This window comes from Sphingomonas sp. Leaf198 (genome assembly GCF_001424005.1).
In the GTDB taxonomy this organism is placed as follows: Bacteria; Pseudomonadota; Alphaproteobacteria; order Sphingomonadales; family Sphingomonadaceae; genus Sphingomonas.
The window spans coordinates 417691-443852 of the sequence record NZ_LMPX01000004.1 but is presented as its reverse complement, the minus strand read 5'-3'; the positions used below and the strand labels follow the sequence as shown (position 1 = coordinate 443852).

23 protein-coding genes, 1 tRNA gene and 1 pseudogene are annotated in these 26162 nt (G+C 66.8%); 15 read left to right on the top strand and 10 right to left on the bottom strand.

What is annotated here, in order from left to right; all coding sequences use genetic code 11:
* The first annotated feature begins 47 nt into the window (after window positions 1-47).
* Together ASG20_RS17425 and ASG20_RS17420 are read left to right on the top strand one after the other, a co-directional pair.
* On the top strand, window positions 48-1601 hold the full coding sequence (locus ASG20_RS17425) for a sensor histidine kinase (protein WP_056056072.1): 1554 nt from the start codon (window positions 48-50) through the stop codon (window positions 1599-1601).
* Window positions 1602-1872: 271 nt separating this feature from the next.
* Window positions 1873-2007, top strand: a complete 135-nt coding sequence (locus ASG20_RS17420) for an entericidin A/B family lipoprotein (RefSeq protein ID WP_056055798.1) — start codon at window positions 1873-1875, stop codon at window positions 2005-2007.
* Window positions 2008-2066: 59 nt separating this feature from the next.
* On the opposite strand, the gene tatC is transcribed toward ASG20_RS17420, so the two are convergent.
* The 5 genes and pseudogenes from tatC to ASG20_RS17395 all read right to left on the bottom strand — a co-directional run bounded on the left by tatC (window position 2067) and on the right by ASG20_RS17395 (window position 5114).
* Window positions 2067-2864 (bottom strand): twin-arginine translocase subunit TatC, encoded by a 798-nt coding sequence (gene tatC, locus ASG20_RS17415; RefSeq protein WP_056055796.1) that lies wholly within the window; start codon window positions 2862-2864, stop codon window positions 2067-2069.
* Window positions 2865-3251: 387 nt separating this feature from the next.
* A pseudogene (gene tatB / locus ASG20_RS20165) lies at window positions 3252-3462 on the bottom strand (Sec-independent protein translocase protein TatB); the annotation flags it as partial.
* 37 nt (window positions 3463-3499) lie between these two features.
* Entirely contained in the window at window positions 3500-3745 is a 246-nt protein-coding gene (locus tag ASG20_RS17405) for a Sec-independent protein translocase subunit TatA (protein WP_056055794.1), read from the bottom strand.
* Between the two features lie 35 nt (window positions 3746-3780).
* A complete protein-coding gene (gene scpB / locus ASG20_RS17400; protein ID WP_056055792.1) occupies window positions 3781-4395 on the bottom strand; it encodes an SMC-Scp complex subunit ScpB in 615 nt (204 codons plus the stop codon).
* Entirely contained in the window at window positions 4392-5114 is a 723-nt protein-coding gene (locus ASG20_RS17395; RefSeq protein WP_056055791.1) for a segregation and condensation protein A, read from the bottom strand. The genes scpB and ASG20_RS17395 overlap by 4 nt, the downstream gene beginning before the upstream one ends.
* 106 nt (window positions 5115-5220) lie before the next feature.
* Here ASG20_RS17395 and ASG20_RS17390 point away from each other — a divergent pair, with 106 nt between their 5' ends.
* Together ASG20_RS17390 and map are read left to right on the top strand one after the other, a co-directional pair.
* The gene (locus ASG20_RS17390; RefSeq protein ID WP_056055789.1) at window positions 5221-5427 is read left to right on the top strand and encodes a ParD-like family protein; all 207 of its coding nucleotides are present in this window, start codon (window positions 5221-5223) and stop codon (window positions 5425-5427) included.
* Between the two features lies 1 nt (window position 5428).
* Window positions 5429-6202: a type I methionyl aminopeptidase gene (gene map / locus ASG20_RS17385; RefSeq protein ID WP_056055787.1), complete on the top strand. Its 774-nt coding sequence runs from the start codon at window positions 5429-5431 to the stop codon at window positions 6200-6202.
* Between the two features lie 316 nt (window positions 6203-6518).
* On the opposite strand, the gene ASG20_RS17380 is transcribed toward map, so the two are convergent.
* The 3 genes from ASG20_RS17380 to ASG20_RS17370 form a co-directional block, all read right to left on the bottom strand.
* Window positions 6519-7520 carry a glycoside hydrolase family 3 N-terminal domain-containing protein gene (locus ASG20_RS17380; protein WP_056055786.1) on the bottom strand — a complete coding sequence of 334 codons (1002 nt, stop codon included), beginning with the start codon at window positions 7518-7520 and terminating at the stop codon, window positions 6519-6521.
* A gap of 117 nt (window positions 7521-7637) precedes the next feature.
* Window positions 7638-11717 (bottom strand): translocation/assembly module TamB domain-containing protein, encoded by a 4080-nt coding sequence (locus ASG20_RS17375; RefSeq protein ID WP_056056070.1) that lies wholly within the window; start codon window positions 11715-11717, stop codon window positions 7638-7640.
* Window positions 11718-11779: 62 nt separating this feature from the next.
* A complete protein-coding gene (locus tag ASG20_RS17370; protein WP_056055783.1) occupies window positions 11780-13780 on the bottom strand; it encodes an autotransporter assembly complex protein TamA in 2001 nt (666 codons plus the stop codon).
* A gap of 173 nt (window positions 13781-13953) precedes the next feature.
* Between ASG20_RS17370 and ASG20_RS17365 the strand changes: the two genes are divergently transcribed.
* Entirely contained in the window at window positions 13954-14151 is a 198-nt protein-coding gene (locus ASG20_RS17365) for a hypothetical protein (protein ID WP_082444461.1), read from the top strand.
* Between the two features lie 200 nt (window positions 14152-14351).
* On the opposite strand, the gene ASG20_RS17360 is transcribed toward ASG20_RS17365, so the two are convergent.
* On the bottom strand, window positions 14352-14984 hold the full coding sequence (locus ASG20_RS17360; RefSeq protein WP_056055778.1) for a S24 family peptidase: 633 nt from the start codon (window positions 14982-14984) through the stop codon (window positions 14352-14354).
* 89 nt (window positions 14985-15073) lie between these two features.
* Between ASG20_RS17360 and ASG20_RS19730 the strand changes: the two genes are divergently transcribed.
* The 4 genes from ASG20_RS19730 (at window position 15074) to ASG20_RS17340 (ending at window position 18104) form a co-directional block, all read left to right on the top strand.
* Window positions 15074-15250 (top strand): hypothetical protein, encoded by a 177-nt coding sequence (locus ASG20_RS19730; RefSeq protein WP_165899516.1) that lies wholly within the window; start codon window positions 15074-15076, stop codon window positions 15248-15250.
* 2 nt (window positions 15251-15252) lie between these two features.
* A complete protein-coding gene (locus tag ASG20_RS17350) occupies window positions 15253-15573 on the top strand; it encodes a hypothetical protein (RefSeq protein ID WP_056055774.1) in 321 nt (106 codons plus the stop codon).
* Between the two features lie 67 nt (window positions 15574-15640).
* Window positions 15641-16825, top strand: coding sequence for an acyl-CoA dehydrogenase (locus ASG20_RS17345; RefSeq protein ID WP_056055772.1), 1185 nt, complete (start codon window positions 15641-15643; stop codon window positions 16823-16825).
* Window positions 16826-16955: 130 nt separating this feature from the next.
* Entirely contained in the window at window positions 16956-18104 is a 1149-nt protein-coding gene (locus tag ASG20_RS17340; protein WP_056055770.1) for a CaiB/BaiF CoA transferase family protein, read from the top strand.
* Between the two features lie 79 nt (window positions 18105-18183).
* On the opposite strand, the gene ASG20_RS17335 is transcribed toward ASG20_RS17340, so the two are convergent.
* The gene (locus ASG20_RS17335) at window positions 18184-19479 is read right to left on the bottom strand and encodes a sugar MFS transporter (protein WP_056055768.1); all 1296 of its coding nucleotides are present in this window, start codon (window positions 19477-19479) and stop codon (window positions 18184-18186) included.
* Window positions 19480-19583: 104 nt separating this feature from the next.
* Between ASG20_RS17335 and ASG20_RS17330 the strand changes: the two genes are divergently transcribed.
* The 6 genes from ASG20_RS17330 (at window position 19584) to ASG20_RS17305 (ending at window position 25965) form a co-directional block, all read left to right on the top strand.
* On the top strand, window positions 19584-20129 hold the full coding sequence (locus tag ASG20_RS17330; protein WP_056055765.1) for a (2Fe-2S)-binding protein: 546 nt from the start codon (window positions 19584-19586) through the stop codon (window positions 20127-20129).
* A 326-nt stretch (window positions 20130-20455) separates the two neighbouring features.
* Window positions 20456-21442, top strand: a complete 987-nt coding sequence (locus ASG20_RS17325; protein WP_082471040.1) for an RcnB family protein — start codon at window positions 20456-20458, stop codon at window positions 21440-21442.
* A gap of 116 nt (window positions 21443-21558) precedes the next feature.
* On the top strand, window positions 21559-22242 hold the full coding sequence (locus ASG20_RS17320) for a prolyl hydroxylase family protein (RefSeq protein ID WP_056055761.1): 684 nt from the start codon (window positions 21559-21561) through the stop codon (window positions 22240-22242).
* 415 nt (window positions 22243-22657) lie between these two features.
* Window positions 22658-24421, top strand: a complete 1764-nt coding sequence (gene recJ, locus ASG20_RS17315; protein ID WP_056055758.1) for a single-stranded-DNA-specific exonuclease RecJ — start codon at window positions 22658-22660, stop codon at window positions 24419-24421.
* Window positions 24422-24468: 47 nt separating this feature from the next.
* Window positions 24469-24543 (top strand) — tRNA-Glu (locus ASG20_RS17310).
* A gap of 501 nt (window positions 24544-25044) precedes the next feature.
* Entirely contained in the window at window positions 25045-25965 is a 921-nt protein-coding gene (locus ASG20_RS17305) for an NAD(P)/FAD-dependent oxidoreductase (RefSeq protein WP_056055756.1), read from the top strand.
* Window positions 25966-26162 lie beyond the last annotated feature (197 nt).

Below are 26162 nucleotides of genomic sequence, written 5' to 3'. Positions count from 1 at the left end.
AGCGATCGCCGCTCGCAGAACGCCCCGAACATCGACTGTTTGCAACGATGCGGCGCCTGCCGACCGGTGCAAAACTCTTCCTCATCCTCAGTGCGGCACTACTGCCGCTGGCGTTGATCGCGGTCTTCGCGACGTTGCAGACCACGCGACTGGCCGATCAGGAAGCGCGGGCACGGCTGCGTGTCACCGCCAACGAGAGTGCGCGTGCGATCGCGATCGAGCTGGTGGGCGACATGACGGCGCTGCGCGTCGCCGTGAACGCGCTCGGCAACGATCCTGCCGATGCACCGAGCTGCGCACGCGCGCAGGGCGTCTTTGCGCAGCAGTCTTCGGCCGGGACCCGCTTCATCATCACCGACCGCGCTGGCCACGTGTTGTGCGGCGTCGCGCTGCCCAACCCGGTGACGTTGCGCCGCGACGACATGCCGATCTCGGCGGCGATCGTGCCGGACACCGGGCTGCTGTTGGCGATTTCCGGCCCCACGTCCGGCCGACGCGGCGGCACCTCGGCACGCGCCTATTTCCCCCGCGCGTTCCTCGAAAAGATTGCGACGCCGTCGACGCGCGCCTCGGCGGTCAGCAGCGCGATCGTCCTCGACGAAGAAGCGCTCCATCTCGAAACCATCCCCGACGAACGGCCGCTCGATCGCATGGAGACGACCCGCACCGATCTGGGCGTAGCAGGCCTCGCACTGCGCACGAGCGTCCGCAGCGCGCCGGTCACGTCGTCGCTGATCGTCGCGATGCTGTTGCCGCTGCTGATGTGGCTCGCGGCCGCCAGCATCGCGTGGTTCGTGGTCGATCGGCTGCTGATCCGGCCGTTGCGGCGGCTGCGCGGCGCGGTCGCGGCGTTCACGCCCGGCGAGGAACTCGATTTCGGAGTCGTCAGCACGCTGCCCGCGCAGGAAATCCGCGAACTCGGCGAGACGTTCCAGTCGATCAGCCGGACGGTCGCACTGCACGAAGCGGGGCTTGCCGAAGGCCTAGTCCGCCAGACCAAGCTGACCCGCGAAGTGCATCACCGGGTGAAGAACAACCTGCAGGTGATCTCGAGCCTCATCAACTTTCACGCACGTAGCGCGCCGAGCGCAGATGCGACCGCGGCCTATTCCTCGATCCAGCGTCGCGTCGATGCTCTGGCAGTAGTGCACCGCAATCATTTCGCCGAGCTGGAGGAAAATCGCGGACTCAACCTGCGCACGATGATCGGCGAATTGTCCGCCAACATCCGCGCGACCGCGTCCGAACGGTCGCACGGCCTCGGCATCACGCTCGATATCGACCCGTATCTCGTCAACCAGGACGTCGCCGTCGCGATCGCATTCCTGGTCACCGAAATGATCGAGCTGGCGATCAGTTGCGATCCGGTCGCGCAGATCCGGATCGTCGTGAAACCCGCCGAAAAGATCGCCGACAAACCCGACCGCGGATTGCTGCGCGTCGTGTCGCGCGCCTTGGTCGAGAGCGATGCGCTGCGCGAGTCCGTCTCGCGCTATGGGCGCGTCATGGAGGGTCTTTCGCGCCAGTTGCGCTCGCCCCTCCATCACGATCCGCTGGTCGGCGCGTACGAGATCGCCTTTGCGGTCACCGGTCGCGATTGAGCGAACCAGTATTTCCGGTTCGCAGGATAAAATTCGGAAAAACGGGGAACCGAGTGCCGCGACCACCGTTTGATAATTCGGATAGCGAATTTATGCCCCCCGCTCTCGCTATCCCGAACACAGGCCCGGCCGCATCACCCTCCCCCCCCGGTGATGCTGTCGGGCCTTTAATTTATCTAAAACCACTGTGTTGGCGAGTTTCGCCGCCGGAACGAAATTCCCGCCCGAACATTGCATCTCCGGTGGCATTCAAGCCCTTGGAGGAAGTATTATGCGTAAGTTGGTTGGACTGGCGATCGTGGCTAGCGCTTTGATGGTATCGGCCTGCAACACCGTCGAGGGTGCGGGCAAGGACGTGGCTTCGGCCGGCAAGACCGTCGCGAAGACCGCAGACAACGCCAAGTAAGCCTTCACGCTTATTGCAATGCGGGGCCCGGTGCACATGCACCGGGCCCCGTTTTCGTATCAGCGCTCGACGATATCGGTGCCGGCGTCGGCCTCGTCCTCACCGTCCGTAGCCTGCGCCTTCGCGCGGCTGCGCTCGGTGAACCAGATTCCGACCAGCGCCATTTCGTACAGGATGACGAGCGGGATCGCGAGCAGCAGCTGCGAGCCGATATCCGGTGGCGTCAGCACCGCGGCGATCGCGAACGCCGCGACGATCGCATAACGCCGCGCGCCGATCAGCTGCTTGCGCGTGACGATGCCGGCCCGCTCGAGCAGCATCAGCAGCACCGGCAGCAGGAACGATATGCCGAAGCCGAACAGGAACTGCATCGTGAACGACAGGTAATTGCCGATCCCCGGCAGCGCCTCGCGGTGGATGCCGCCGACCATCCCGTCGAACCCGAGCAGGAAGTGCAGCGCCATCGGGATCGCGACGTAATACGCCATCGCCGCGCCGGTCAGGAACAGCACCGGGGTCGCGAGGATGAACGGCAGGAGCGCGCGCTTCTCCTTCTTGTACAGGCCAGGCGCAACGAACTGCCACAGCTGGTTCGCGATCACCGGGAACGACAGCATCATCGCCGCGAAGAACGCCACCTTGATCTGGACGAAGAACGCCTCGAAGATCTCGGTGTAGATAACCTTGTTCTGCCCCGCCGCGAGCAGCGGGTGGACCAGGAAGCCGAAGATATCCTCGGCGAAATACATCGAGATCGCGAACGTCACGACCAGCGCGGCGATGCAGTACAGCAACCGCCGCCGCAACTCGATCAGATGGTCGAGCAACGGTGCCCGGCTGGCGTCGATCTCGCTCATGTCATGCTTTCAGCCGCCAATGGGGCGCGGAGGTTGAGACCGATCACGACGACGCGACGTCGGACTTGCCGGTCTTGTCGTCGATGGCTTGGGGCGCAGGAATTGGAGCGGTCGTCTGCGTATCGAACAGGTCTGGAGCGCGATCCGCAGAAAGCGCGGCCACCCCATACCGATCGCCGTGACCGGTATCGTGACCCGAAGGATCAACCTGCACGGCGGGGGCGACGACCGGCTTCTCGACCATCACCGGCTCGTCCGTATGATCGTCCGCGTGGTCGAGGGACCGATAATCGCGACGATGCTCCTCCGTCTCCGGCGAATGCACGACCTGCGTGGTATCGGCCGCAGCGTCCGTAATCGTCTGCGGATGCTCGCGCATGATGCGTTCGTTTTCCGACGCCCAGCGCTTTTCCATCTCTTCGAGTTCGGCCTCGCGGACCATCGAATCGAAGCCCGAGCGAAATTGCCGCGCGACGCCGCGCGCCTTGCCGACCCAATAGCCGACCACGCGCATCGCCTTGGGCAGATCCTTCGGACCGATCACGATGAGCGCAACGAAAGCCACGAGCAGGAACTCGGAGGCATCGATATTGAACATCAGCAGCGCCTATTCGGAGACGTCAACTCAACCGGTTTCAAGCGGGACGGTCGTCGCGGACGCGATTGCCGTCGCGATCGAACGCGGGATCGGCGGTCTTCTGCGCTTCGATCCGCGCCGACGGCTTGGCCGGCGTCTCGTCGTCGTTCTCGGACATGCCCTTCTTGAAGTTCTTCACGCCCTTGGCGACGTCGCCCATCAGGTTCGAGAATCGGCCACCGCCGAGAAGCAGGATCGCGACGACCGCGAGGACTAGCAAGTGAATCGGGCTGAAACCGCCCATGGCAATTCTCCTGGAAACTGGACCCTACCTAAGCCTCATCCCGTCTCATTGCCAGCCATCTCGCCATCAGCGTCCGCGTCGCGGTCACCATCGCCGTCACCTTCGAGGCGATCGAACGCCAGATCGACCGGGTCGAGCAGCCCGGCGGCGCGCAGATCGTCGATCCCGGGCAGGTCGCGGCGGCTCTGGAGGCCGAAATGGACGAGGAATGCGGGCGTGGTCGCGAACATCAGCGGCCGCCCCGGCACTTCGCGCCGCCCGGCCGGCTTCACCCAGCCCGCTTCCATCAGGACGTCGAGCGTCCCCTTCGAGATCTGTACCCCGCGAATCGCCTCGATTTCCGCGCGGGTGACGAGCTCGTGGTAGGCGATGATCGCCAGCGTCTCGATCCCGGCGCGGCTGAGCTTGCGCGGTTCCTCGCGGTCGCGGCGGAGCATGTGCGCCATGTCGGGCGCGGTCTGGAACTGCCAGCGCTCGCCGCGCCGGACGATCGCGATGCCGCGGCCGCCATAGTCGGCCGTCAGCTGGTCGAGTGCCGCCCGTACGTCACCCGTGCCGACGTGCGCTCGAATCGCGTCGAGCGTCAGCGGGGTCTCGGCCGCGAACAGCACCGCCTCGACGGCGCGGGTGAAGTCGTCCGGTGGGGTCACGCGCGGGCCCTCAGATACAGCGGCGCGAAGGGTGACGCCTGGCGCAATTCGATCTTGCCCTGCCGCGCGAGTTCGAGCGCTGCGACGAAGCTCGATGCCAGCGCCGACCGTCGGAGACGCTCGCCCGCTTCGGGAAGGAAGCTTTCGATCACGCTCCAGTCGATCCGCTCGCCGACCAGCATCGATACGCGCTCTAGCGCCGCCTCCAGCGTCATCACTTCGCGGTCGGCAACCACGTGCATCACGGGACGCGTCCGCGCGGAAATGCGGCCGTACGCCGCGATCAGGTCGAAGATCTCGGCCTGCCATGCGGCCTTGCGCACCGTCCGCAACCCCTCGGGCGCGCCGCGCAGGAACACGTCGCGCCCGGTCCGGTCGCGCGCCATCAGCCGCGCGCCGGCCTCGCGCATCGCACTCAGGCGTTCGAGCCGCAGTTGGAGCCGCAGCGCGAGTTCCTCCGGGTCGGGCTCGGCGAGCGGGTCGCGTGGCAGGAGCAATGCCGACTTCAGATACGCCAGCCATGCCGCCATCACGAGATAGTCCGCGGCGAGTTCGAGCTTCAGCGCGCGCGCGGAGTCGACATAGGCAAGATACTGCTCGACCAGCGCGAGGATCGAGATTTTTCGCAGATCGACCTTCTGCCCGCGCGCGAGCGAGAGCAGCAGATCGAGCGGCCCCTCCCATCCGTCGAGATCCAGGGTCAGTTGCGCGTCGTCCATCGCCGGACGCTACAGCGCGCGCTGACGAGCATCCAGCCTTCACGTTTGACGCACGACCATATAAACCGTATACGTTTCATATGGTCATAGTTGATGTGAGGCTTGAATGGGTATCGTGAAGATCGACGACGCGCTGCACGAGGATGCGCGGCGAGCGAGCCAGGTGCTGTGCCGGTCGATCAATGCGCAGGCGGAGTTTTGGATGAAGATCGGCATGCTCGCCGAGGCCAACCCGACGCTGTCGTTCAACGATATCGTCACCGCGCAACTCGCCGCGGCCTCGGTGCGCGTCGCCGACAAAACGGCAGCCTGAGATGGTGAAGACGGCGGCGGAACTGGCGCTGATGCGCGTATCGGGCGCGTTGCTGGCGTCGGTGTTCGAGATGCTCGACGAGCAGGATCTGGCCGGGCTGTCGACGTTGCAGGTCAACGACATGGTCGATCGCTACATCACCGACGACCTCGCCGCCCGACCCGCGAGCAAGGGGCAATATGGCTTCGAATATGTACTGAACAGCTCGATCAATCACGTCGTCTGTCACGGCGTGCCGAACGTTCGCGATGTCATCCGCAACGGCGACATCGTCAATCTGGACATCACGCTGGAGAAGAACGGCTTCATCGCTGATTCGAGCAAGACATATATGGTGGGTACCGTTCCGCCTGCCGCGAAGCGCCTCGTGCGGGTCGCGCAGGAGGCGATGTGGCAGGGCATTCGGCAGGTCAGGGCGGGCGCGCATCTCGGCGATATCGGCTTCGCGATCGAGCGGCACGCGAAGAAGCACGGCTATGCGGTGGTGCGCGATTATTGCGGGCACGGCATCGGTCGGGAGATGCACGAGGAGCCGCAGGTGCTCAATTTCGGGCGCGCGGGGACCGGTATGACGCTGCGCGAGGGGATGGTGTTCACGATCGAGCCGATGATCAACCAGTGGACGCGGAAAGTGTCGACCGAGGATGACGGGTGGACGGTGGTGACCGACGACGGCAAGCTTTCGGCGCAGTTCGAGCATACGGTGGCGGTGACGCGCGGCGGTGTCGAGGTGCTGACGTTGCGCGGGGACGAGCGGGCTCGGGGGTTGGGGTGATCGTGGGGACGGGGACGTCGCATCCCCTTTCCGTTCGTGCTGAGTAGCGACTGAGTAGGCTCGTCAGAGCCGTATCGAAGGCGCGTATCGAAGCACAGGTTTCGCGTGCCAACCTGTCTTCGATATGCCGCTTAGCAGCTACGCAGGACGAACGGCAACGTCCTTTCTACCAACACCACCCCGGCGGAGGCCGGGGCCCAATTGGGGGACGGTGGTAACTGGGGATCGCGCCCCGTTTCTGCGACCTCTCCAATTGGACCCCGGCCTTCGCCGGGGAGGTGCGAGAAAAGACGCGCGCTACTCGTACCAAACCAGCTCAGGCGCGTGCCAACAGCGCGTCTCGCGTTGCGATCAGCTCCGCGAAGTCACCCTTGGCCGCGCCGACCGACGCCATCGCCCGATCGAGCCTCACGCGCGACGCTTCCGAGATTTCCCCAAGCCGCCCGGCGATCTCGACCATCTCGTCCATTTGTGCCCAGCAATCGAGCACCAGGTCGCACCCAGCCGCGATCGCGCCCGCCGCCTTGTCACCGGCGGTGCCGGACAGCGCCTTCATGTCGATGTCGTCGGTCATCAGGAGGCCGTCGAAGCCGATCCGCCCACGGATGATCTCGTCGATCACGATCGGCGACAGCGTGGCGGGGCGGTCGGCATCCCACGCGTCGAAGACGATATGCGAGGTCATGCCCATCGGCGCCTGGTTGAGCGTGCGGAACGGTTCGATGTCGATCTCGAGGTCGGCGTCGGTCGCGGTGACGGTCGGGAGGTGGTGGTGCGTGTCGACCTTGGCGCGGCCGTGGCCGGGCATGTGCTTGACGACACCGACCACGCCGCCTTCCGCCAGCCCTTCCAGCGTTGCGCGGCCGAGGGCTGCGACGAGCATGGGATCGGAGCCGAACGTGCGTGAGGCGACGGCTTCGGTGGTGTCGGGCTGCGACACGTCGAGCAGCGGCAGGCAGTCGACGGTGATCCCGACCTCGCTGAGCATGACGCCGAGCGCCTGCGCGTTGGCGCGTGCCGCCTGGATCGCGGTCATCGGTGCTCGTTCGTAGGCTGCATCGAATACCGGGCCAGCGGGAAATGCGGGCCATTCGGGCGGTCCCATCCGCGCGACGCGGCCGCCCTCCTGGTCGATCAGGATCGCCAGGTCCTGGCGTCCGGCCAGCGCGCGGAGCGAGTCCGTCAGCGCACGGACTTGGGTGCGGTCGACGATGTTGCGCTTGAACAGGATATAGCCGGCGGGCTCGCACTCGACGAAGAACGCGCGTTCGGCGGGGGTAAGGACGGGGCCGGACAGGCCGAAGATGACGGGCTTCATGACTGGGTCCTAAACCGAAAGCCCCCCCTTACCGTTCGCCCTGAGCGAAGTCGAAGGGCCTGCGTATCGGAAGCGGCTTCGACTTCGCTCAGCCCGAACGGCAATGGGGCCATGTCCTCAATAATCCTTCGACACGCGGACGTTGGCGCTCTGCCGGCCGAGCGTGGAGATGCTCGACAGCAGCGAAAGCCAGCGGGTGACCTGGAACTCGACCTGCGTGGCGGAATAGCCCTGACCGTCGGTGACGATCTCTGCGTACAGGCGCCGCGTGACGTATTTGCCCGCCGCGATCGAGGTGCCCTGCCCGGTCTGTGGATCGGCGGGGAGGATGCGGAGACGATCGAGTCCGGCGGCGCGACGAACCGCGTTGATCGGGTTCAAGTCACTGCCGCCGCCCTGCAACGCCGCGACTGCCGCTGCCAACTGCAACGCTTCGGGCGCGGACAGGTTGGTGATCGAGGTGCCGAACAAAAGCCGCGAGAGCAGCTCGTCCTCGGGAAGCGCGGGCGTGCTGGTAAAGCCGATCTCGGGCTTCAGCGCGTATCCAGTCACCCGAATCGACGCGCTGAGCCCGGTCGAATCCGCATTCGCCTCGATATCGAGCGCGGGGTTGGCCGGCACCTGCCCGTCGAAGCGGATCACGCCGCGCGCCAACTCGAACTGCCGCCCCGCGAACTCGTAGTCGCCGCGGATCAGCGTCGCGCGGCCAGTGATCGCCGGGTTCTCGGGCTGGCCGGCGATCTGGAGGTTGGCGGACCATTCGCTGGTGAGGCCCAGACCGCTGACCATCACCTGGTTAGGCGCGCGGGCCTTGATCGCGAGCGTCCAAGGCTTGGTCGGGGTCGCGACTTCCTCGCCGCCGTCGGGCAGGTTGATTTCGCGGATGTTGAGTTGGGGAACGGCGCTGGCAGCGGTGGCCTGGCCGAGGCGGTAGCGGCTCTTGTCGAGCACGACATCGCCCGCGATCGTGCCGCCCGAGCCGTTCGACTTGAACGTCAGCGGCCCGGAGACGGTTGCACCGATGTCGTCGCGGTTGATCATCACCGCCTTGTCGGCCTGCAATTTGAGGTCGAGCCCCACTCCCGCGGCGGCAGCGAATTCGAACTGGCCGGTGCCGATGACGCGGCCGCCCTTGCCCGCGTCCGCGCCGAACCGGTCGATCACAAGCCGCGAGCCGCCGAAGCGCCCAGTCGCCTGGACGTTGGTGAGGACGGTGCCGGTGGTGGCGCTCTCGATCCGCGCACCGTTCGCCTGGACGATACCGCGCAGCGTCGGGTTGGCGAGCGTCCCGACAACATCCGCACCGATCGCGACAGGGCCCGACAGGTCGAACAACTCGACCCCGGTGAGCCGCCAGAGCGTATCGGCCGGGCCGCTGTATCGAAGCTGCCCGAACAGGCGGGCGTTACTGATCCGGGATGCCAAGTCCCCCTGCCCCAGCGGCGCAAGTTGGGCCTGAGCGCGGCCGATGGTCTTGCCGGCAGACGCGATCACCGCGCGCAGACCGAGCTTGTCGGGCGAGAGCACCGCTGCGACGCCGACGTCGATCGGGCGCGACGACAGGACTAGGCCGGCGCGGCTGAGCCCGCGGATCGTGAGATCGGCCTTGCCGGTCGGCGCGGCGCCGTTCGCGGTGGCGATGTTGAAGCGGCCCGACGCGGAACCGCTGAGCCCGAGCCCGGGATAGCCGATATCGAGCAGCGCGAGCGGCATCCGCGCCAGGCTGGCGTCGACCGCCGTGCTGGTGCCGGTAAAATGGCCACCGACCTGCGCCTCGCCGCCGCCGAAGCTGAGTTTGGTCGGTGCGAGGTGCCAGCCGTCCTCCGCCTGCGTCAGCACCGCAGGGGTGAGCAGTTTCAGCGGGCGGCCATCGAGCGTGCCCTGCGCGGAGATCGCGTAGCTGGTCGCGGTGACCTGCGTCACGCTCTGGATATCGAACGCGCGGCCGCGCGAGCCGGCGATCGACGCCTTGATCGTCCCGACGCCGCCTCTGAGCGACGCCGCGCCGTTGAACCGGGCGAGGCTGAGCGCGCCGTGACGGAGGCCAAGGCCGGTCGCGGTCGCCTCGATCGAGGTGCCTGCCGGATCGAGCAGCGTGACGAAATCGAGCTTGCCCGCACGCAGCGCGACGGTGTCGAGCGTCGCGGCCTTGGCAGAGAGATGGCCTTCGATCCGCTGGATGGTGCCGACCGGACGGAACAACAGATCGCCCGAGATCCCGCCACCGGCGACCGCGAGCCGCCCGTCGAAGCCGCCGTCTACCACCGCGATATTCCCGCTCGCGCGCGTCCCCGCGACGTTCAGCGCCGCGATCGCGATCGTCGCGCCGGCCCCCGGCGGCAACAGGATCGCGCCACTGGTCGTGAACGGCCCGAGCCGCGATCCGCCGGCTGCGGTGAACGCGAACCCCTGCGGCGTCGGATCGAGATGCGCGCGGACGTTCGTCAGGCCGAGCGTCGCATTGGGGCTGGCGAAGACGAGGTCGAGCGTCGGCTTGTCGATCTGGCCGTCGAGCACGAGCTGAACCGGGCCATAGGTCTGCTGGCGCCCGCTCCCCTCGAAATGGAAGGTCCCGTCGCGCCGACGATAGCCGTTGCCGGTCAGCCGGATCTGCGGCGCGGTCAGCACCAGGTTGGTGAAGTGGAGAATGCCGTCGGTGGTGCGTTCGAGGTTGGTGGTGATCCGCGGCAACCCGCCTGCGAGGCTGCGGAAGAACGCGTTGTCGAGCCGCACCATCTGCGCGCTGCCCTGGCCGATCACGCGCGTGCCGTGGCGGTTCGGGCCGGGGACGACGCGCAAGGTAGACTTCACGTCGACGATGCCGAGACCGGAAATCAGATAACGACCGAGCCCGCCGTTGATGCCGACCTCGAACTGGCCGTTGCGCAGGTCGACCGCAAGATTGATGCTGCCGGTGAGCTTGTCCGACCGGAGCTTGAGCGCATCGCCGGTCAGCAGCGTCGGCGTCACGCGGAGCAGGCCGTCGACCGACAGGTTGCGCAGGATCCCGCCCGCGACGGTGCCGACGCCGGTGACGCGCGCCGCGGTGAAACGGATCGGCACGGTGACCGGCGCCGCGGAGAGGCGGCCCTTGCCGGCGGCGTGCGCATTCTCGAACCCGGTCTGGTCGAACGCGAACCGGCTGGCGTCGAGGCGGTAGTCGAACGCCGCGGTCGCGAACGGGCCGTCGAGGATCGCGCGAAGCTCGACCATGTTGCCGGTCATGTTGTCGAACAATGCGGGCGGTCGGAGCAGCCGCGCCTTGATCCGGACGTCGCGGTAGGCGTTGGCGGCGAGATCGATGACGCCGGTCGTGTCGACCGCGAGCGCGGGCGTGCGGAGCGAGAGTTGACCGTCGAGGCGTCGGTTGGCGAACCCGGCGCTGCCGTTGACGAGGATGCGCGGTGCCGTGAGCCGTTGCAGCCGCCCCTTGAGCAGCGACGACGGCGCGAGCGTGCCCGACAGCGTGTAGCGCCCGGCGACCTGCGCGAGCGCGAGATCGACGACGCGCGTCGTGCCGACGATGCCGTTGGCGCGGCCGTTCCACTTCGCCCAACTACCGTCGCCGGTCACTGCGAGCGCGACCGGGCCCTTCGCCTTGACCATCCGCGCGAGCACACCGCCCGCGGCCCCCTTCGCGGCGACGTCGAGGTCGAAGCGGTCGCGCGCGGGCTCGGCATCGATCCGGAGCTTCAGGTCGTCGCTGCCGGCAACGCGCGCCCTGAGATCGACCAGCGCCCGGCCGGAGCGAATGTCCGCGCGGCCTTCGAGCGTCCCGATCCGCTGCGTTCCCAGCACGCGCTTTGCCAAGGTCAGCCGCCCGACTGACAGCTTGCCGATATGAATATCGAAATCGGGCAGGATCGGACCACGCGTCCTTGACGGTCTGGTACGCGGCGTGTGCGTCAGGATCGCGCGATCGACGATCAGCCGCTGGATCTCCAGCCGGTTGGAGAACCAGTCGAACGGCGACCAGTCGAGTTCGACATTGGGCGCCTGGAAGACCAACCCTTCCAGATCGTACACGCGCAGGTCGATCAGCCGCGTATCGCCGTACAGCGATCCCTCGATCCGCCCGACCGTGAAACGCAGCCCGTTGGCAGTCCTGATCGCGGCAATCCGGTCTGCGACGAAGCGGTGGCCGATGCCGGTGTCGACGATCAGCAACGCCGTGCCGACGATCACCAGCAGCGCCATGACCGCGCTGGCAATCCAGCGCCACCACGCGATCCGGCGCTTCGGAAGAGCTGCCGCCTCGCTCAAAACGCCTGTCCCAGCGAGACGTACACCGCGACGCGGCTGTCGCCCGGTTGCGGGTTGATCGGCGTGCCGACGTCGAGGCGGATCGGGCCGAAGTTCGAATAATAGCGCACGCCGATCCCGGTACCGTATTGCAGCCCGGTGAACTTGGGCAATGGCGAGGTGTAGATGTTGCCCGCGTCGAGGAACGGCACGATGCCGAAATTGCCGAACGCCTTCACCCGCGCCTCGATCGAGAATTCGGTCAGGCTGCGGCCGCCGATCGGGTCGTTGTTGGGATCGCGCGGCCCGATCGACTGATAGCCATAGCCGCGCACCGACGCGCCGCCGCCCGCATAGAAACGCCGCGACGGTGCGACTTCGTCACGCGGCGCGCCGACGATCGTCCCGAGCCGGGTGCGGGCCGCGAGCACTACGCGGTCGCCGAACGGCTGGTACACGCTGCCGTCGAACTGCGTGCGCGCATAGCCGAACACCGAGTTCTGCAACGACACCTCGGGGCTGAGCCGCGCGCCGAGCCGGAACCCCTTGGTCGGGTTCAACAGATCGTCCGAACCGTCGTAATTGAGCGTCGTCGGCAACGCGCCGATGAAGAAGGTGCGTCGCCGCGGTGCGCCGGTCGAGACGATCACGTCGCGCTCGTCCGACGCGAGCAGTTCGGCACCGACCGACCAGGTCCAGGTCTTCTGGAAGAAGATGTTGGTCTGGCGCTCGAGACTGCCCGCGAGCGTGAAGGTCTTCGCGTCGTACGCGTCGCGGTTGGTGTGCACGCCCGACGCCTGGAACGTCAGCACCCGGTCGCGGCCCTCGAAATTGTTGCGTCGGAAGACGACGGAACCGAGCTGTTCCTGCGTGCCCAGTACGCCGCGCACCGTCAGCGCGCCTTCGGGCGGGAACAGGTTGCGGTGCGTCCAGCTGAGTTCCGCGCGCGCGCCTTCACCCGTGCCGTAGCCGAGCTCGCCCGCGACGGTGCGCGGCGGTGCCGGGTCGAGCTTCACCGCGACGTCGACGGTATCGGGCGTTGCCCCTTGCACCGGCTTGAGGTCGACCGCGGAGACGAGGCTGGTCTGGATCAACGCGCGGCGCAGATCGTCGAGCTTGGCCGCGTCGTACAGGTCGCCGGGCGAGAAGCGCGCGATCTCGGCGACATGATCCGCGCCGAACACGCGGTTGCCGGGCAGCGCGCGGATCGTGCCGAATTTGCGCGCGCCGCCGGGTTGCACCGACAGGTCGAGCGTCGCGGTGCGCGTGGCGTGATCGACGACGATCGCGGGATCGCCGATTTTGGCGAACGGAAACCCCTCGCGACCGATCTGCGTCGTCAGCTTGGCCTGGCCCGCGACGATCGCATCCGAATTGACGGGGTCGTCGGGCTTTACGCCGAATGCGGTCGTCAGCCCCGGCGCCTTGTCGCCGGCCGCGGCGATGCCGTCGATCGTCACGTCCTTGAACTTGTAGAGCGTGCCTGGGGTGGCCGACAGCACGACCATCGGCTTGGTGCCCGGCTCGACCCGCGTGACGACGTTGGCGTCGTAATAGCCCTCGGCACGGAGCAGGCTGTTGAGCAGGTCGGCATCTTCGCGCGCGCGGCGATCGAGCTGCGCGGCGTTGGCGGCCTGGTGATCGTTCGCGTCGAGCGTCGAAAGTGCCGCGAACCGTTGGCGGAGCAGCGTGTCGTCGATCCCGTCGATACCGTCGATCCGCCAGGCGTAGCGGCTTTCGGTATTGGCATCGACCGCGGCGACCGTGGCGGCCGGGTCGATCGGCGAGTTCGCGAGATCGGGCCACGCGACGCCGATATCGGGCAGCGCGGCGAGCGGCGAATTGGGGTCGAGCGACATCGGCGTGTCCGCGGTCGGCGGGGCCGGTATCTGTGCAGGCGCGGGTGCTGGTGCGGTTTGCGCACGCGCGGCCGATACGCCGGCACCGGAAACCGCCCCCGCTGTCGTCAGAACGAAAAAGGCGGCGGCCGGCCCGGCTCGCCCGACGCGGAACACCATGTCAGGCTCCTAGCCGGGCTTGTCGTTGCGGAACAGTATCTAACGCCGCATTTCCGCCACGTTTCGTCCGGGTGGGGATTGCGCTGGTGCGGGGCGTCCTGACGCAGGTCGTCCGGCGGGTGCGCGAACGCGCGCGGCTGGCATCCCGGCGCGGTGCGTGGCAGGACGGGGCGATGGCCGACCCCACTTCCCGCGACACCCTCCCTCCCCACAAGGACCCCAGCGCCGCGGGCGGGTTCCTCGTGGCGCTCGGCATGCTGGGCGGCGCGGGTGTCGGCTTTGCCATCGGGCAGGCGACTCCGGGGTTCCTGATCGGGACCGGGGTGGGCGTGCTGGCGGCGGTGCTGGTGTGGTTGCGGGACCGGCGGTAGGGGGCCCGTTTCGCTCGTCCGCCCCCTCTTCCGTTCGTCCTAAGTAGCCGTCGAGCAGTCGCCGCAGGCGGCGTATCGAGACGGCGTATCGAAGGACAGGGTGGCGCACGGAACCGATGCTTCGATACGCGCCCTCGATACGCTCCTGACGGAGCTACTCGGCCGCTACTTAGCACGAACGGAAAGGGCAGTAGCCACTCCTAACGCGGCTCGCGCATCTGCCACACCACGCGGCCGATCACGACGATCCGCCCCGGCGGGACCGGTCCCGCCGCCGGGTTGTCGCTCGTCGCCACCAGCGCCCCGCCGGCCAGCGCGACGCGCTTCACCATCACCGCGTCGTCGATCCGGATGACGTACAACCCGCCTTTCGCGCGCGGCGTCCGGTCGGCGGTGTCGACCACGATGTGATCGCCGTCGAACAGCCCCGGCTCCATCGAACTGCCGCGCACGCGGATGATCGCCGCCTGCCCGTCCCGTAGCCCGAGTTTCCGCGCGAGGCCGGGGTCTAGCGTATCGGTGCCGAGCACGATCTCGCCGTCGACCTGCGCGCCCGGCCCTGCCGACGCGGCGATGTCGAGCTTGCGGATGCGAAAACCCGTCCCGCGATCGGGTAGCGCGCCGAGCACGGTCTCGCTCACCCCCAGATAGGCGGACAACAATCGCCGGTCTCGTTCACCCAGGATGCGCGGCGATCCACGACGGACATATTGCTGGAGATACGCCGCGTTGCGCCCGAGCATCGCCGACAGCGCCGCCAGACTGTCGCCCCGCGCCGCCGCCAGCGTTGCCAGCGCGGCTCTCGGATCGGGATCGGATGCGGTTTTCGACATCACGCGACCCTAGCGCAGGAAATTTCCTAGACAAGTAGGATTTGACGGAACAGATCAAGAACGAAGCAAGGGACTCGGGAGGAACGACGGTGACGATTCTGATGAAGATCGATCGATATCTGCGGCAGACGGGCATGCCGATGACCAAGTTCGGACGGCTGGCGGTCGGCGATCCGCGGCTGGTGCACGACCTGCGCCGCGGTCGTCAGGCGCGCGAACCGATGGTGGCGCGGATCGAGTCGTTCATCGCGCGGAACGGATCGTGAGGATGGACGCGATCCGTGGCCCCGATGCGGGCACGCTGCTGATCCGCGCGCTTCGCGGCCATGCAGCGGCGGCAAGCCTGACGATGCACGTCGAGTTGATCGCGTGCATGCCCTGGGCGAGCGCGACGTTCGTCGGCACGCTGCACCGGCTGACGATCGCGGCAATGCCCGTACCCGGTCTTCGAGACTGGATCGACGGACTGCCCGAAGCGGAGTTCGCGATGCGCGGGCATATCGTCGCCGATCTGGTGGTCGACCGCATCGAGTCGATCGGTGACCGCGAGCATGTGACGATCGCGGTCCTGACGCTGATCGACGCGTAAACGTCTCGTCAGGGGTGGACTTTCGCTGGCCGAACCACGAAGTCGGCGGTCAACGAAGGAGATTTATATGGCCGGGATGGGCAAGTTCGACTGGGCGGATCCGTTCCTGCTCGACGATCAGTTGAGCGAGGACGAGCGGATGATCCGAGACAGCGCGAAGGCCTATGCCGACGACAAGCTCGCGCCGCGGATCATCGATGCGTTCCAGCACGAGCATACCGATCCCGCGATTTTCCGCGAGATGGGCGCGCTGGGGTTGCTCGGGCCGACCATCCCCGAGGAATATGGTGGCGTCGGCGCGTCCTATGTCGCGTACGGGCTGGTCGCGCGCGAGGTGGAGCGGATCGACTCAGGCTATCGCTCGATGATGTCGGTGCAGTCGAGCCTGGTGATGTACCCGATCAACGCGTTCGGGTCCGAGGAGCAGAAGCGCAAGTATCTGCCCAAGCTCGCGACCGGCGAATGGATCGGCTGCTTCGGGCTGACCGAGCCCGATGCGGGGTCGGATCCCGGCGGGATGACGACGCGCGCGAAGAAGACGGCCAACGGCTATGTGATCTCGGGGGCGAAGACGTGGATTTCGAACTCGCCGATCGCGGACGTGTTCGTGATCTGGGCGAAGTCCGACGAGCATGGTGGCGGTATCCGCGGCTTCATCCTCGAGCGCGGGATGAAAGGGCTGGAGACGCCCAAGATCGAGGGCAAGCTGTCGCTCCGCGCGTCGATCACCGGCATGGTGATGATGGATGAGGTCGAGGTCGGCGACGATGCGCTGCTCCCCGACGTGCAGGGATTGAAGGGGCCGTTCGGCTGTCTCAATCGTGCGCGTTACGGGATCTCGTGGGGTGCGTTGGGCGCAGCGGAATTCTGTTTCCATGCGGCGCGGCAGTACGGGCTGGACCGGAACCAGTTCGGGACGCCGCTGGCGGGGCGACAGCTGTTCCAGAAGAAGCTGGCGGATATGGAGACCGAGATCGCGCTCGGGTTGCAGGCGTCGTTGCGCGTCGGGCGGTTGATGGACGAGGGCCGGTTCGCGCCGGAGATGGTCTCGATCGTGAAGCGCAACAACGTCGGCAAGGCGCTCGATATCGCGCGGATGAGCCGGGACATGCATGGCGGCAACGGGATTTCGGGGGAGTATCAGGTGATGCGTCACCTGATGAACCTGGAGACGGTGAACACGTACGAGGGTGCGCATGATGTGCACGCGTTGATCCTCGGGCGCGCGATCACGGGTATCGCTGCGTTTTGAGTTCAACCCCTACGTCCTACCACCCCGGCGAAGGCCGGGGCCCAATTGGGGAACGCGCCTTGGCTGACGCTGCGCGTTGTTACTACGAACTTTCCAATTGGGCCCCGGCCTTCGCCGGGGTGGTGCTACGATGAAGGAGCGTAAGCCCTCCCCTCTCGCCGGTCTCAAGGTCGTCGAACTCGCGCGTATCCTCGCAGGCCCGTGGGCGGGGCAAGTCCTCGCAGATCTCGGTGCCGACGTCGTCAAGATCGAGAGCCCCGCCGGGGATGACACCCGCACTTGGGGGCCGCCATTTATTGATAACCCCGACGGCACGCGTGATGCAGCGTATTTCCACGCCGCCAATCGGGGCAAGCGGTCGGTCGTGGCTGATTTTACCACGCCTGAAGGACAGGCTGTCGTCCGCGACCTGATCGCCGATGCCGACGTCGTGATCGAGAACTTCAAGGTCGGTGGGCTGGTCAAATACGAGCTCGACTACACTTCGCTCGCCGCGATCAACCCGCGGCTGATCTATTGCTCGATCACCGGCTTCGGCCAGGACGGGCCCTACGCCCCGCGCGCAGGCTACGACTTCATCGTGCAGGGCATGAGCGGGATCATGGACCTGACCGGCGAGCCCGATGGCGCGCCGCAGAAGATCGGGGTCGCGTTCGCCGACATCATGACCGGGCTGTATGCGGTGATCGCGATCCAGGCGGCGCTGGCGATGCGCGAGCGCACCGGCCGGGGTCAGCAGATCGACATGGCGCTGCTCGATACGATGACCGGGGTGCTCGCCAACCAGGCGATGAACTGGTTCGCGAGCGGCGTGTCGCCGACGCGGGTCGGGAATGCGCATATGAACGTGTGTCCGTATGCGGTGTTTCCGTGTGCCGATGGGTGGTTCATCCTGGCTGTCGGGAATGACGGGCAGTTCCGGCGGTTCTGCGACGCGATGGGCTTGCCGGATATGCGCGACGATCCGCGGTTCGCGACCAATGCCGGGCGGTTGGCGTTCAAGGATGTGTTGTTCGCGGGGATCGAGGCGGCGACGTCTCTGGTGCCTAAGCTCGAGTTGCTGGCGCAGCTGGGGGCGGTCGGGGTGCCGGCCGGGCCGATCAATACCGTTGCGCAGGCTTTCGAGGATCCGCAGGTCGTCGCGCGGGGGATGGCGATAGACGTCGCGCGGCCTGATGGGTCTCTGGTTCCGGGGCTGCGTACGCCGATCCGGTTTTCCGATGCCGATCTCGCGACCGGGCGGGCGGCGCCAATGCTGCCAAAACCACCGTCATCCTGACGAAAGTCAGGATCCAGAGCCACGTGCGCTAGCGTTCTTGGCTCTGGATCCTGGGTCGAGCCCAGGATGACGGATGGGGTTAGGCCGCGACCTCCGCCACTGGCTTCCGGGCATACAACCCATACGCCAGGATCAGCGCGTAGCAGATCGCGGGGAGCAGCAGCGCGAAGTGCAGGCTGCCCGACTTGTCCGCGAGCATGCCCGTCAGATACGGGACGATCGCGCCGCCGACGATCGCCGTAGCGATCACGCCCGAGCCTTCCGCCGCGCGCTTGCCGAGACCTTCCGACGCCAGCGAGAAGATCGTCGGGAACATCACCGCGTTCATCAGACCGATTGCGAGCAACGCCCAGCCCGACAATGCGCCCTCGGTGTTCGCCGAGATCAGGATCAGCGCCAGCGTGCCCGTCGCGACGCCCGCGAGGACTTTGCCCGGCGACACCTTGTTCAGCACGTACGCGCCGATGAACCGGCCGACCAGCGCGCCGCCCCAGTAGAACGGCACGTGCTTGCCCGCCGCGACGTCGCTCAGGCCCATCACGCTCGGCTGCATCAGGTAATTGACGATCAGCGAGCCGACCGCGACTTCGGCGCCGACGTACAGGAAGATGCACGCCGTCCCCATCGCGAAGCGCGGGCGCTTCAACAGCGTGAAGGCGTGGAAGATGCTGCCGGTCTGGTCCTGCTCTTCATTGAGCCGGTTGCGGCGAGTCCACACGACCGCGGCGACGATCAGCAGCGCGATCGCGAGGCCGATATAGGTGTGCACGACGGTCCGCGACGACTCCGTCCGGTACGCGTCGAGCGCGGCGCCGGTGAGCTTCGAAGAGTCGACCGTCGCCAGTCCGCCGAGAATCAGCGCGGAGCCGACATACGGGAAGATCGTGGTGCCGAGCGAGTTGAATGCCTGCGCGAACGTCAGCCGGCTCGATGCGGACTTGGGATGGCCGAGCGCCGAGATCAGCGGGTTGGCGACGACCTGCACGACCGTAATCCCTGCGCCGAGCACGAACAGCGCGAACAGGAACATGCCGAAGCTCGCCTGCCCTGCGGCGGGGATGAACAACAGGCAGCCTGCGGTCATCGTCACAAGGCCGATCGACGCGGTGCGCATATAGCCAGCCTTGCGCACAATCGCCGCGGCGGGGATCGAGAACAGCGCATAGGCGAGGAAGAACGCCGACTGGACCAGCATCGCGGTCGCATGGTCGAGCGTGAAGAGTTCCTTCATCTTGGGGATGATGATGTCGTTCAGCGAGGTGATGCCGCCGAAGATGAAGAACAGCGCGAACACGAACACGCGCAGGTCGGGCGCGTCGTAACCGTGGCTGGCATCGCCTCCGGCCGCTGGTGTGGATTTGGTATCGACGTGCATCTGTGTTGCGCCCTCTCGCGGTATTTGCGTGCGACATAAGCCGGGGTGGCGACGCGTGGCAATGCCGCGTGGTGCGATCCGTCGCGGCGGGCTAGGACGGCGGCATGAGCCGCTTCACCGTCAACAACGAGCCGATCGAATACAAGCTCGACAATGCTACGCCGCTGCTCTGGGCGCTGCGCGATGCGTCGAACCTGACGGGGACGAAATATGGCTGCGGCACGGGGCATTGCGGCGCGTGCACGGTCGATATCGATGGGCGCGCCGTGCGGAGCTGTCGCGTCCCGATCGGGTCGATCGAGGGTGCGTATGTCACGACGATCGAGGGGCTGTCGCGTGAGCGTAACCACCCGGTGCAGCTGGCTTTTATCGCGGAGTCGGTGTCGCAATGCGGGTTCTGCATTCCGGGGATGATCATGGCGGCGGCGGCGTTGCTGAAGCGCAATGCCGACCCGAGCGAAGCGCTGATCCGCGAGCAGATCACCAACCTGTGTCGGTGCGGGGTGTATCCGCGCGTGGTCGAGGCGATCCAGCGTGCCGGGCGTGCGACGCGGGGGGAAGAGGTTATTCCCGCAGGGCCGCGACCGGGGATCGATCCCGCGGACTCCGCGCGATTGGTGCCGGCGTTGGTGCCGCCGCCAGCGCGGTAGCGCGTCCGCTCGGAACCAAACCTTGTTCTCCCGCGAACGCGGGAGAACAAGGTTTACGATGAACACGTCGGCGGCTTCCACCACCCAGGCGAAGGCCAGGGCCCAATTGGAACGTCCAAGGTGATGGAGCGCGCACTTCGTTACTTGCCGCCCCCAGTTGGGCCCCGGCCTTCGCCGGGGTGGATACTTTCGGGTGAGTAACAACTGATCCCGACTAAACCTGTCTAATAGCTGACGAACCCATTCAGCCTCTCCACACGCCGCGGTGCCTATACACGACCCATCATAGGAGTCGGCTCGTGCGCCGGCAGTCGAGGACATCCGCGATGACGGGCAGGTTTTTCAAACTCTTGATGGCGGCCTCCGCGTTGGTGCCGGCAATAACGATGGCGACGACCGCCACCGCACAGCAGGTCGACCAGGATCGCGGTGATCGGGGCGACCGCGGACAACGCCCGGATCGTGGCCAGCGCCCCGACCGCGGCGATCGCGGCCCGCGCCCAGACGGGCAACCCTTCCAGCAACAGCGCCCCGATCGCCCCGCCGCGCCCGATCAAGGCCCGCGCCCGCAACGCGCCGATCTCGGAACGCAGCCGCAAGTCCGCGGCGACCGCCCAGATGGTCAAGGCCGTCCCGATTGGAACGGGCAGCGCGGCGGACAGCGTGGCGACCGACAGGCTTGGAACGGCCAGCGTGGCAACGGTCAGGGCTGGAACGGCCAAATCCGTCCCGACCCGCAGGCCGGCCAAAACCGCCCCGACTGGAACCACGACCAGGGACGCCCCGGTTTCGATCGCGGCAACCAGCAAGCGGATCGCGGCCAGTTCGATCGCAACGGCGGACACGGAGATTGGCGTAACGACGGGCGCAATGACAACCGAGGCGACTGGCGCAACGGCGGCCGCGACGGCTATCTGAACCGCCAGCCCAACCGCGCTTACGGCAATATTCAAGGCTATGGCCGCGGCGGCTACAACCAAGGTCGGTACAACCAGGGCGGCCCGTGGAACCGTGGCTGGCGCAACGACAACCGCTACGCCTGGAGCAACTACCGCGCGTCGAACCGCGGCGCCTACCGCCTCCCGCGCTATTATGCGCCGAGCGGCTGGGGATCGGGTTACCGTCGCTTCAACGTCGGCTTCTCGCTGAACCGGATTCTCTACAACCAGTCCTACTGGATCCAGGACCCGTACACCTACCGCCTGCCCGAAGCGTACGGCGCGTATCGCTGGGTGCGCTATTACAACGACGCGTTGCTGGTCGATCTCGACAGCGGCCGCGTGGTCGACACGGTGTACGACATCTTCTGGTAGGCTCCAGCCTGCCTTCACGCAGTAACAGGGGAGAGCCCCGCGGTGGTCTGGATCGCCGCGGGGCTCTTGCGTTTACACCTCTTGCCTTTCGGGGCAAGTTCGCCAAATCCTGCGGCGTGGGTATCTTTTCAAAAGCCAAGAAGGTCGATCCGGCCGCGGCACTCCGCCAAGCCTTCGGATCGCAGGTCGCCGCGCGCCTCGACGCCAATCCCGCGGTGCAGCGCATCGCGATGGACACCGTACAGTTCTATTATCAGGACAAGTTCCTAGATCCCGCGACCTGCAAGCAGCTGATCGCGGTGATCGATTCCAAGCGGCGCCCGTCGACGCTGCTCTCCGATCGCCCGAACAGCAATTTCCGGACCAGCGAGAGCTGCGACATGGATCGCTGGTCGCCGGACGTGCAGCCGACCGACGAGGCGATCGCGACCTTGCTCGGGATCGACCTGCTCCACGGCGAGACGATGCAGGGCCAGCGCTATGCCCCCGGCCAGCAATTCCGCGCGCACCATGATTATTTCCACGAGTCCGAAAGCTATTGGGCGAAGATGCAGGAGCAGGGCGGCCAACGCACCTGGACCGCGATGGTGTTCCTCAACGACGTCCCCGAGGGCGGCGCGACCTGGTTCCCGCAGGCCGGCGTGAAGATCGCGCCGAAGCGCGGCATGCTGCTCGCGTGGAACAACATGAACCCGGATGGGACGCCGAACGGGCTGACGCTGCACGAGGGCATGCCGGTGGTCGAGGGCGTGAAGTATATCGTGACAAAGTGGTTTCGCGAGCGTCCCTGGATCAAGTGAAGGGGCCAGACGACTGCCAGATGGCTCGGCCCCCTTCCACCGTAGCGAAGTCCCCTCTCCAAATCCCGTCGCCTCCCCCCGTTCGTCCTGAGTAGCCGTCGAGTAGTCGCCGAAGGCGGCGTATCGAGACGGCGTATCGAAGGACAGGTTGGCGCACGGGACCCATGCTTCGATACGCACCCTCGATACGCTTCTACGAAGCTACTCGGTCGCTACTCAACACGAACGGGGGGGGGGGAGAGTTTACCTTCCGCCAGTCCGCGCAAAACTGTTTCCCCGCGAAGGCGGGGACCCAGACTGGGCTCCCGCCTTCGCGGGAGAACAAGACGCACGTGGTGCACGCGGTTGCGATATCGCTCTAACCACAAGACCCCTCCCCGCTCGACAATCCCCCCAGAGCCACTACGTCCGAGGCATGACAGTTCTCGGCGTAACCTCTTCCATCCTCGGCCAACCCTGGCGCTGGCGCGCACTCGCCGCGGACGGACGGGACGGCTTTGGCGTCGGCGGTTCTGGCGACGACCTCGTCACCCAACTCCTCCTCGCCCGAGGCTGCCCGCGCGACGCGCTCGACGCGCACCGCACGCCGTCGATCCGCGCGTTCATGCCCGACCCGTCGATCTTCCGCGACATGGACCGCGCCGCCGAACGCCTCGCCGACGCCGTGCAAGCCAGCGAACAGGTCGCGATCTTCGGCGACTACGACGTCGACGGCGCCACCTCCGCCGCGTTGATGGTCCTCGTCCTGCGCGATCTCGGCATCGAAGCCCGCCCCTACATCCCCGACCGCCTGCTCGAAGGCTATGGCCCATCGGGCGAAGCGCTCGTCCGCCTCGCTGGCGAAGGCGCCACGCTGATCGTCACGGTCGACTGCGGCGCGCAGGCGTTCGATGCGCTCGACGCCGCCCGCGACGCGAAGGTCGACGTCATCGTCATCGACCACCACAAATGCTCGACCGCGCTCCCGCACGCGCTCGCGCTGGTAAACCCCAACCGCCTCGACGAGACCGAAGGCGCCGCGCACGGCCATCTCGCCGCAGTCGGCATGTGCTTCCTCGCCGCCGCCGCGCTCGTCCGCGCACTCCGCGCCCGCGGCTTCTTCAAGGACCGCACCGAGCCCAAGCTGATCGAGCTGCTAGACATCGTCGCGCTCGGCACCGTCGCCGACGTCGCGCAACTCCGCGGCCTCAACCGCGCGTTCGTGTCGCAGGGCCTCAAGGTGATGGGCGCACGCAAGAACATCGGCGTCGCCGCGCTGATCGAGGCGTCTCGCCTGACCCGCAACCCGACCTGCACCGACCTCGGCTTCGCGCTGGGACCGCGCATCAACGCCGGCGGCCGCGTCGGTCGCGCAGACCTCGGCGTCCGCCTGCTCACCACCCAAGACCCCGACGAAGCCCGCCAGATCGCCACCGAACTCGACCGCCTCAACGAAGAACGTCGCGCGATCGAAACCGCCGTGCAGGAAGCCGCCGACCTCCTCTCCAGCCGAGACCGCGCGGTCGCCGTAGTCGCCGGCCATGGCTGGCACCCCGGCGTGATCGGCATCGTCGCCGGTCGCCTGAAGGAGAAGCTAGGCCGCCCCGCGATCGTCATCGCGATCGACGAGAACGGCATCGGCAAGGGCTCGGGCCGCTCGATCCCCGGCGTCGACCTCGGTGCGGCTGTGATGGCAGCCCGCGAACACGGCCTGCTCGTGGCGGGCGGAGGCCATGCGATGGCCGCCGGGCTGACGATCAGCGAGGCGGCGATCCCCGCCTTCACCGACTTCCTCGAAGAGCGCCTCGCCGCCGCTGTCGAACGCTCGAACGGTGACCGCGCGCTCCTGCTGGACGCAGTGCTGGCAGCCGGCGGCGTCAACCCCGGACTAGTCGAATCGATGGAAGCCGGCGGCCCCTACGGCATGGGCTGGCCAGCACCGCGCGTCGCGATGGGCCCGGTCCGCGTCATCAAGGCGGATATCGTCGGCAACGGCCACGTCCGCACGATCGTCGCGGGCGACGACGGCCGCAGCATCAAGGCAATGGCCTTCCGCTCGGCCGAGAGCGCACTTGGTCAGGCGCTGCTCGGCGCCGCCCCCCACCGCAAGCTCTGGCTCGCCGGTCGCGCGAAGATCGACGACTGGTCCTCCCGACCGTCGGCGGAATTACACGTCGAAGACGCCGCCTGGGCCGATTGAGGGGTTGACGCATCGGCGGCTTCCTTTTAGGCGCCTCCAACCACGCAGGCCCCTTCGTCTAGCGGTTAGGACGCGGCCCTTTCACGGCTGAAGCACGGGTTCGATTCCCGTAGGGGTCACCATCGTCGCATTTTCAAGCAATGACTGGTGGATGAAACGAGCGTGTCTCGTGGTGGCATTTCCCAGACGGTGTCGGCCAAATACGCCTCCTGCTAGGTAGGCGCAGTACGCTGCGGGTGATGGATAAAGCTTCTCGTAATCCGCGATGGGTTCGCGACGCTAATCGTCGGAGCAGGTAGCGGTGCGGGCGTAAGCCGGCCCGACAGGTGACCAACAATGTCGCAGCAGTTAGCCTTCACCTACGCCCAAGTGCCACGCTCGATGCGGTGAGCGGTGGCAGCCTGCCGTCTCTCCGCCTGTTCGATCCTGTCGTGCGGAACCAGATCATCTTCGGTCGCGGCGATGTTAAGGCTAGAGGTTCAGGGCTAAGGCACCATTGTTCGGCCGGTGGCCTGGGACATCACCGAAAATCTGCACCCGTCCGGCTCCAATCGACATGCGTCGCGTTTGAGGGTGTCCGGTCAGCGGCACGTTCGGTTGCTGCATGCCGGCACGGGGGTATCATGCGGATCGGAATCATCGGTGCGGGAATGGCAGGCTTGTCCTGCGCACACGCGCTACGCAGTCAGGGTCATGACCCGATCCTGTTCGACAAGGGCCGCGGGCCGGGTGGCAGGATGTCGACGCGCCGTGTCGATACACTGCTGGGCGAGGCGACGTTCGATCACGGCGCGCAATATCTGACGGCGCGCGATCCCGCGTTCGTGGCGCAGGTCGACCGCTGGGCGCAGGACGGCCACGTCGCGCGCTGGTCGCCCGCAGGGCTCGATGCATGGGTCGGGACACCCGCGATGAACGCGCCGATCCGCGCCATGGCGGCCGAGTGCGACGTTCGTTGGAACACCGCCATCGCCGGTCTTTGCCATGACGGTGGATGGCGGATCGGCGACGAACGGTTCGACGCGGTGATCGTCGCGGTGCCGGCGGAGCAGGTCGCCCCCCTGATCGCGGACTATGACGGTACGTTGGCCGATGCGGCCCGCGCCGCGGTTTCCGATCCGTGCTGGACCGTCATGGCAGCGTTCGATGGTCCGGTGCCGACCGTTTGCGATCGATTTGCGGATATCGGGATCATCGGATCCGCCGTCCGCAACTCGGCCAAGCCGGGACGGACCGGACCGGAGGCCTGGGTGCTGCAGGCCAATGCCGGCTGGTCGCGTGCGCACCTCGAAGACGAGCCGGACACGATCGCGCGGGCGCTTCTCACGGCGTTCGCGGATCACATCGGCGCCGGGTCACCTACCATCATCGCGACCAGCGTCCACCGCTGGCGGTATGCGAAGACCGGGACGTCGGCGCGCGGTGCGTTCTGGAACGCGGAGATCCGGCTGGGCGCCTGCGGCGACTGGCTGCTCGGTCCGCGGATCGAAGCCGCCTGGCTGTCCGGGCAGCAACTCGCCGCGTTCGTCGGACCTGCGAGATGACTCCTCTCTAAAAACCGTCGCTAATGCGATCGGCTGAGTCGTTCCCTCACGACCTCCTCAAAGCATGGATGAGAACCCTGCATTCGGACAGCAGGCGTGGATCGGCAAACCTGACCGCCGCCGCGCGACGGGGGACCGATCGTCAACCGTGCAGCGAGATCGTCAGCCAAGCGCGGCTGCTGTTCTTGAGCGATTCC

Coding starts and splice junctions, on each gene's coding strand:
- ASG20_RS17425 (WP_056056072.1), top strand. CDS start 48: ATGCGGCGCCTGCCGACCGGTGCAAAACTCTTCCTCATCCTCAGTGCG.
- ASG20_RS17420 (WP_056055798.1), top strand. CDS start 1,873: ATGCGTAAGTTGGTTGGACTGGCGATCGTGGCTAGCGCTTTGATGGTA.
- tatC (WP_056055796.1), bottom strand. CDS start 2,864: ATGAGCGAGATCGACGCCAGCCGGGCACCGTTGCTCGACCATCTGATC.
- ASG20_RS17405 (WP_056055794.1), bottom strand. CDS start 3,745: ATGGGCGGTTTCAGCCCGATTCACTTGCTAGTCCTCGCGGTCGTCGCG.
- ASG20_RS17395 (WP_056055791.1), bottom strand. CDS start 5,114: ATGGACGACGCGCAACTGACCCTGGATCTCGACGGATGGGAGGGGCCG.
- ASG20_RS17390 (WP_056055789.1), top strand. CDS start 5,221: ATGGGTATCGTGAAGATCGACGACGCGCTGCACGAGGATGCGCGGCGA.
- map (WP_056055787.1), top strand. CDS start 5,429: ATGGTGAAGACGGCGGCGGAACTGGCGCTGATGCGCGTATCGGGCGCG.
- ASG20_RS17380 (WP_056055786.1), bottom strand. CDS start 7,520: ATGAAGCCCGTCATCTTCGGCCTGTCCGGCCCCGTCCTTACCCCCGCC.
- ASG20_RS17375 (WP_056056070.1), bottom strand. CDS start 11,717: ATGGCGCTGCTGGTGATCGTCGGCACGGCGTTGCTGATCGTCGACACC.
- ASG20_RS17370 (WP_056055783.1), bottom strand. CDS start 13,780: ATGGTGTTCCGCGTCGGGCGAGCCGGGCCGGCCGCCGCCTTTTTCGTT.
- ASG20_RS17365 (WP_082444461.1), top strand. CDS start 13,954: ATGGCCGACCCCACTTCCCGCGACACCCTCCCTCCCCACAAGGACCCC.
- ASG20_RS17360 (WP_056055778.1), bottom strand. CDS start 14,984: ATGTCGAAAACCGCATCCGATCCCGATCCGAGAGCCGCGCTGGCAACG.
- ASG20_RS17350 (WP_056055774.1), top strand. CDS start 15,253: ATGGACGCGATCCGTGGCCCCGATGCGGGCACGCTGCTGATCCGCGCG.
- ASG20_RS17345 (WP_056055772.1), top strand. CDS start 15,641: ATGGCCGGGATGGGCAAGTTCGACTGGGCGGATCCGTTCCTGCTCGAC.
- ASG20_RS17340 (WP_056055770.1), top strand. CDS start 16,956: ATGAAGGAGCGTAAGCCCTCCCCTCTCGCCGGTCTCAAGGTCGTCGAA.
- ASG20_RS17335 (WP_056055768.1), bottom strand. CDS start 19,479: ATGCACGTCGATACCAAATCCACACCAGCGGCCGGAGGCGATGCCAGC.
- ASG20_RS17330 (WP_056055765.1), top strand. CDS start 19,584: ATGAGCCGCTTCACCGTCAACAACGAGCCGATCGAATACAAGCTCGAC.
- ASG20_RS17325 (WP_082471040.1), top strand. CDS start 20,456: ATGACGGGCAGGTTTTTCAAACTCTTGATGGCGGCCTCCGCGTTGGTG.
- recJ (WP_056055758.1), top strand. CDS start 22,658: ATGACAGTTCTCGGCGTAACCTCTTCCATCCTCGGCCAACCCTGGCGC.
- ASG20_RS17305 (WP_056055756.1), top strand. CDS start 25,045: ATGCGGATCGGAATCATCGGTGCGGGAATGGCAGGCTTGTCCTGCGCA.